The sequence below is a fragment of the Pseudonocardia sp. KRD291 genome, assembly GCF_019263595.1.
In the GTDB taxonomy this organism is placed as follows: domain Bacteria; phylum Actinomycetota; class Actinomycetes; order Mycobacteriales; family Pseudonocardiaceae; genus Pseudonocardia.
In genome coordinates, this window is sequence record NZ_JADQDD010000360.1 from 1 (window position 1) to 5446 (window position 5446).

Genomic DNA, 5446 nt, shown 5'->3' on the forward strand with positions numbered 1-5446 from the left:
GCACCGTCGCCGATCTGGTGGCGCGACGGGAGCGCACGGCCGCCGATCCACCCCCCGACGAGGACTGACGCTCCGGTACGAGCCCCGGACCGGGCACGTCGAGAGACGCGCCATGTCCCCGTCCGGACCGGCGGAGTGCCGTGGTGCGTCGGTCGGGCCGTTCCCGGGCCCGGTCCGCGCAGGTCGGACGGCCGACGGGCGTGTGAGCCAGGTCCCCGCCTACCCTGGTGGGGGTCCCACCGGGCCCACCGGCGCCGTCGGTCGCGCTCAGCGCGTACCGCCCGCCGCCGGTCAGAGGGTTCGGCGTCGTCGCGGCGCCGCCCCCGATCCCCCAGAGGAGCCGTGGTTGCCCGCACCGCGCCGGCTCGTCGTCCTGGTCTCCGGGACGGGCACCCTGCTGCAGGCGTTGCTGGACGCCGCCGCGGAACCCGGGTACCCGGCGGCGGCGGTCGCGGTCGGGGCGGACCGGGACGGGACCGAAGGTGTCGAGCGGGCCCGCCGCGCCGGGCTGCCGACGTTCGTCGAGCGCATGGGCGAGCACCCGGACCGGGCGTCCTGGGACCGGGCGCTGCTCGGCCGCGTCCGCTCGCACGCCCCGGACATGGTCGTGGGGGCCGGGTTCATGAAGGTCGTCTCGGCGGCGTTCCTGGACGGGATCGGTGCCCCGATGCTGAACACCCACCCGTCGCTGCTCCCGGCGTTCCCCGGTGCGCACGCGGTGCGCGACGCGCTGGCCGCCGGGGTGGCGGTGACCGGTGCGACGGTGCACCGGGTGGACGCCGGCCTCGACACCGGACCGGTGCTGGGCCGCGCCGAGGTCCCGGTGCGCCCCGGCGACACCGCGACCACGCTGCACGAACGGATCAAGACGCAGGAACGGCGGCTGCTCGTGGAGGTGATCCGGCGGCTCGCCCGCGCGGACGCCGCCACGGCGTCGCGAGAACCCCAGACCTGACCCGCAGGGGTCGCACGGACCTGCCCGGACCCCGGGCGGCGCGCCGGAGAAGGCACGAACCACGAGGTGAGTCATGAGTGAGCGCAGGCCGGTCCGCCGGGCCCTGATCAGCGTCTACGACAAGGCCGGTCTGCTGGACCTGGCCACCGGGCTGCACGCGGCCGGGGTGGAGATCGTGTCCACCGGGTCGACGGCACAGCGGATCGCCGACGCCGGGGTGCCGGTCACCGCCGTCGAGGAGGTCACCGGGTTCCCGGAGTGCTTCGACGGCCGGGTCAAGACCCTGCACCCGCGGGTGCACGCCGGGCTGCTGGCCGACACCCGCAAGCCCGAGCACCTCGCCCAGCTCGAGCAGCTCGGCATCGCGCCGTTCGACCTGCTGGTGTCGAACCTCTACCCGTTCGCCGAGACGGTCGCGTCCGGGGCGAGCTCCGACGAAGCCGTCGAGCAGATCGACATCGGCGGGCCGGCCATGGTCCGGGCCTCGGCCAAGAACCACGAGAGCGTGGCCGTGGTCGTCGACCCGGCCCGCTACTCCTGGGTGCTCGAGCAGGTCGGCGCGGGCGGGTTCGTCCTGACCGACCGCCGCCGCCTGGCCACCGAGGCGTTCCGGCACACCGCCGCTTACGACGTCTCCGTCGCGTCCTGGATGGGCGAGACCCTCGGTGCTGATTCTCGTTCCGCTGACGCTCCTCTCGCGGCCGACGGCGAGGAGGCCGCCGATGCCGCGGGCCTGCCGTCCTGGTTCGGCGCCACCTGGACCCGCGAGCGCACGCTGCGCTACGGGGAGAACCCGCACCAGGCGGCCGCGCTCTACCTGGGCACGCGGACCGAGGGACTGGCCGGCGCCGAGCAGCTGCACGGCAAGGAGATGTCCTACAACAACTACGTCGACTCCGACGCCGCCTGGCGCGCCGCGCACGACCACGGCGACCAGCCGACGGTCGCGGTGATCAAGCACGCGAACCCGTGCGGGATCGCGGTCGGCGCGGACGTCGCGCAGGCCCACCGCAAGGCCCACGCCACGGACCCGACGAGCGCGTTCGGCGGTGTCATCGCCGTGAACCGCGAGGTCAGTGTCGAGATGGCGCAGCAGGTCGCGGAGATCTTCACCGAGGTCGTGCTCGCGCCGTCCTACGCCGACGGCGCACTGGAGGTACTGCAGGCCAAGAAGAACGTCCGCGTGCTGCGGCTCGATCCGTCATCCGGGCCGGGCGGCCACGTCCGCGGCGGCACCGAGCTGCGGCCGATCTCCGGCGGGCTGCTCGTCCAGCAGCGCGACCTGGTCGACGCCGACGGCGACGACCCCGCCGCCTGGAAGCTGGCCACCGGCAACCCGGTCCCCGACGCCGTGCTGGCCGACCTCGCGTTCGCGTGGCGGGCCTGCCGCGCGGTGAAGTCGAACGCGATCCTGCTGGCCTCCGACGGCGCGGCCGTCGGGGTCGGGATGGGGCAGGTCAACCGGGTGGACGCGGCCAGGCTCGCGGTCGCCCGCGCCGGGGACCGCGCGCGCGGCTCGGTCGCCGCCTCGGATGCGTTCTTCCCGTTCGCCGACGGTCTGGAGGTGCTGCTCGACGGCGGTGTCGCGGCCGTCGTGCAGCCGGGCGGCTCCGTTCGTGACGAGCTCTCGATCGCGGCCGCGGAGAAGGCAGGCGTCCCGATGTACCTGACCGGGACCCGGCACTTCGCGCACTGAGCCGGGCGCTCAGGTGTGGCGGGCGGCGATGCCGTCGAGCAGGTGCGCCAGACCGGTGGTGAACAGGTGGTCCAGGTCCAGGTCGTAGCCGTCGACCAGCCGGTCCAGGGTGTGGCGCAGCGCCGGCAGGTCGCGGGTGCCCAGGGCGGCCCTGGTGTCGGGCAGGTGCTCGTCGACCCATTCGTCGGCGGTCCGGCCGGTGTCGGCCTCGGCCTGCTGCTCGGACTCCAGGCTGATGGCGACCCCGCGGGTGAAGTTGAACAGGATCAGCTGGGTGTCGAACGCGACGGTCGGTGACAGGCCGAGCTCGGCCAGCCCGCCGAGGATCCGGTCGCTGTAGACCATCGCGCCGGCCAGCGCCTGCGGCCGGGTCAGCGACAGCGCCGAGGCCATCCACGGGTGGCGGCGGAACCCCGACCACAGGGCGTGGCAGACCTGCTCCACCCCGGCCCGCCAGCCGGGCGGCGGGGGCGGCGGCGGCACCCACTCGTCGAACGCGGCGTCCAACATCCGGACCAGCAGGTCGTCCTTGTCGGCGACGTGGCGGTAGAGCGACATCGTCGCCACCCCCAGCTCGACGGCGACCCGGCGCATCGACAGGGCGGCCAGGCCCTCGGCGTCGGCCACGGCGAGGGCCGTGCGCACCACGAGCCCGGTGCTCAGGCCGGTCTCGGAACCGGCCCCGGTCGCGGTGGCCCCGGTACGGGGACCGGTGCCGTGGGGGCGTGACCGGACGGTCCGGGCCGCGCCCGCCGGAGCGCGTCCGGGCGGAGGTCCCGGTGCGGGCCCGTCCCGCACGACGGTGCCGACGCCGGTCACCGGCTGCACCAGGCCGTCGGCCCGCAGGGCCGCGAGCACCTTCGTCGCGGTCGCCATCGCGACCCCCCACTCCCGGCTGATCTCCCGGGTGGAGGGCACCCGCTCACCCGGGGCCAGGGCGCCGGAGCGGATGCGCTCGCGCAGTGTGTCGGCGACCCGGACCGAGGCCGGTCCCCCCGCGCGGTACTGCTCGTCCATGCTCGCTCCCGTACTAGTGCACCACTCTCGGCGAGAGAGTATCCGACACGCTGGGCGAACCCGGTCACCGCGCGGTATGCGTACTAGTGCAGTCCGTTCAACAGTGAGCTGAACTGCGGAAATACATGTTGACTGGTGCAGCGTACGACGTAAACATGGAGCGCATGGAGAACGCGGACGTACTCGTCGCGGGGGCCGGTATCGCCGGCTGCGCCGTGGCGTACTGGTTACGCGAACACGGCTTCACGCCGACCGTCGTCGAAAGGGCGCCCGCGCCGCGGGCCGGCGGTCAGACCGTCGACCTGCGCGGTGCCGGTCGCACCGTGATCGACCGGATGGGCCTGCTGGAACGGGTCCGGCGGGTGACGGTCGATCAGCGCGGGATCGCCTGGGTGGACGCCCGGGGTGAGCGGCGCGCCGAGATGGGGGTCGAGGCGTTCGGCGGGCGCGGGATCGTCTCCCGCGACGAGGTGCTGCGCGGCGACCTCGCCGGACTGCTGCACGTGGCCGCACGTCCCGGGGTCGAGTTCCTGTTCGACGACACGGTCACCGGGCTGGTGCAGGACGCCGACGGCGTGGACGTCACGTTCGAGAACGCCGCTGCGCGCCGGTTCGCGCTCGTCGTCGGCGCGGACGGGCTGCACTCGGCGGTGCGCCGGGTGGCGTTCGGGCCGGAGTCGGAGTGCGTGCGCCCGCTCGGGCTGCTCACGGCGTGGTTCACGATGCCGGCCGAGGTCGACCTGAACGGCTGGTACCTGATGCACAACGCGCCCGGTGGGCGGGTCGCCTCGCTCCGGCCGGGCCGGCTGCCCGGGGAGCACAAGGCCGGGCTGAGCATCCGGACCCGGGAGTCGTTCGACCGGCGCGACGTCGCCGCCCAGCGTGCCCTGCTGGTCCGGCACTTCGACGGCGTCGGGTGGGAGGCGCCCCGGCTGGTCCGTGCCGCGCAGACCGCCGAGGACCTCTACCTGGACTCGGTCGGGCAGGTCCGGGTGCCGCGGTTCTCGCACGGGAGGGTGGTGCTGCTCGGCGACGCCGGGTACTGCCCGACCCCGCTCACCGGGCTGGGCACCAGCCTGGCTCTGGTGGGGGCGTACGTGCTGGCCGGCGAGCTGGGTGCGGCAGGCCCGGGCGGGCACGCCGCCGCGTTCGACGCCTACGAGCGGGTCCTGCGGCCCTACGTCGAGCAGGGCCAGGAGCTGCCGCCGTCGGGGGTGGACGGTTACGCGCCGCTGACCCCGCTGCGGATCCGTCTCGCCCGGGCGTCGATGCGGTGGGCCACCCGCCGGCCGATGCGGCCGATGATGGAGCGGATCTTCGCCAAGGCGGACGCGATCGACCTGCCGGAGTACCCGGTGGGTGACCGCTCGCCACTCCCGCGCTGACGTCGGTGCGCCGGTTCTGTCGGGGGTCGCTGTCATGGTGTTCCCATCCCCCGGACGGGGGCTTGAGGGTGTTCGACGCCTGACCTAGACTTCGAACATCAGTTCGATATGCCGTCTCCCCGCGGCGTCCGGACGGCGGTGGCGAGGCGGGGAGGCGTTCGGTGATCGATGCGGCGGTCGGGTCCGTGGGGCCGGTCGACGTCGAGGAGTACGCGGCGACGGCTGGGGAGCCCGGTGCCGCGTCTCCGGACCCCGGAGCCGGGTCGCGGGACGGGCGGGGGCCCTCCCGCGACCCGGCTCCGCGCGGTGTCCCCCACCCGCCCCGCGACCGGGGCGGCCGGCTGGAGCTGGCCCGCGGGGTGCTGCGGCGCATGGAGAACCGCAGCGAACGGC

At 74.8% G+C, this 5446-nt stretch carries 5 protein-coding genes; 4 read left to right on the forward strand and 1 reads right to left on the reverse strand.

The annotated features are described in order from the left end of the window. The first annotated feature begins 346 nt into the window (after positions 1 to 346). Positions 347 to 955 (forward strand): phosphoribosylglycinamide formyltransferase, encoded by a 609-nt coding sequence (gene purN / locus I4I78_RS29585; protein WP_226380671.1) that lies wholly within the window; start codon positions 347 to 349, stop codon positions 953 to 955. A 73-nt stretch (positions 956 to 1028) separates the two neighbouring features. Then, on the forward strand, positions 1029 to 2651 hold the full coding sequence (gene purH / locus I4I78_RS29590; RefSeq protein ID WP_218614799.1) for a bifunctional phosphoribosylaminoimidazolecarboxamide formyltransferase/IMP cyclohydrolase: 1623 nt from the start codon (positions 1029 to 1031) through the stop codon (positions 2649 to 2651). A 9-nt stretch (positions 2652 to 2660) separates the two neighbouring features. Here the strand turns inward: purH and I4I78_RS29595 are convergent, their stop codons facing one another. Further along, on the reverse strand, positions 2661 to 3668 hold the full coding sequence (locus tag I4I78_RS29595) for a TetR/AcrR family transcriptional regulator C-terminal domain-containing protein (protein WP_218614800.1): 1008 nt from the start codon (positions 3666 to 3668) through the stop codon (positions 2661 to 2663). A gap of 155 nt (positions 3669 to 3823) precedes the next feature. Here I4I78_RS29595 and I4I78_RS29600 point away from each other — a divergent pair, with 155 nt between their 5' ends. Beyond that, on the forward strand, positions 3824 to 5053 hold the full coding sequence (locus tag I4I78_RS29600; protein WP_226380672.1) for an FAD-dependent oxidoreductase: 1230 nt from the start codon (positions 3824 to 3826) through the stop codon (positions 5051 to 5053). Positions 5054 to 5214: 161 nt separating this feature from the next. Beyond that, a partial coding sequence (locus tag I4I78_RS29605) for a hypothetical protein (protein WP_218614801.1) occupies positions 5215 to 5446 on the forward strand: 232 nt, incomplete at its 3' end.

What these genes read in the sequence shown, in the direction of transcription:
- purH (WP_218614799.1), top strand. Translation starts at nt 1,029, where the DNA reads ATGAGTGAGCGCAGGCCGGTCCGCCGGGCCCTGATCAGCGTCTACGAC.
- I4I78_RS29595 (WP_218614800.1), bottom strand. Translation starts at nt 3,668, where the DNA reads ATGGACGAGCAGTACCGCGCGGGGGGACCGGCCTCGGTCCGGGTCGCC.
- I4I78_RS29600 (WP_226380672.1), top strand. Translation starts at nt 3,824, where the DNA reads ATGGAGCGCATGGAGAACGCGGACGTACTCGTCGCGGGGGCCGGTATC.